The sequence below is a fragment of the Paenibacillus sp. P4_E11 genome (genome assembly GCF_056401635.1).
Window position 1 is genome coordinate 1 of record NZ_JBFUIX010000683.1, and the last position, 628, is coordinate 628.

The 628-nt window shown below is 44.3% G+C and carries 1 protein-coding gene; it reads right to left on the reverse strand.

Annotated features, from left to right (window positions below; genetic code table 11):
• Positions 1-576: hypothetical protein (locus AC1DWB_RS36905; RefSeq protein ID WP_477545993.1), on the reverse strand; the 576-nt coding region annotated here is incomplete at its 3' end.
• Positions 577-628 lie beyond the last annotated feature (52 nt).

A 628-nucleotide genomic window follows, 5' to 3' on the forward strand; every position in this document is an offset into this window, starting at 1 on the left:
TTGTGTTCCTCCATATTGCGGTTGAAAAGTATCTTGCAAACCCTTCAGTGATGACATGCCCAAAAGAGATCCCACAGAATCTTCGGAGGCTCTTCCTACACGATCTAATAATGGCTTATCTCTATTTTCAGACAAACTCGCACCTATTGCGACCGGAAATGCCAATGGCTGTAATCTGTTGTAGTCGAATTGCTTATCTCCTTTTTGGTACTTCGCTGCCTCCTCCGCTGCGTCTGATCCTTCTCCACTGAACATTGCATCCAAGTACCTCATAAGTGCAGATGTGTTGAAGCGATATTTGCCTTTCCCTGCTTGCTCCCGTATGGCATCCACATCTTTATTACCACTGTCATTAGCCCCTGTTATGATGCCAGCTTGTTCTAAGTAGTAACCAACTGCTCCAAGCCCGGCAGATCCTGTTAATCCGAGTGACAATGTTCTGATGGCTTCCCTACGAGATGCGTTAGATTTACTTGTTAATTGATACAAACCTTTGATGATGCCAGCTGGTGTCAACGTGACAGCTGCTGAAGCCATATTGATAGGTGTTCTAACGAATGGGAATACAGTATTCACAAAAGGTTTCCCTATATTAGGCGACTTGTTCAACCAATTCGCTGTTTTACCT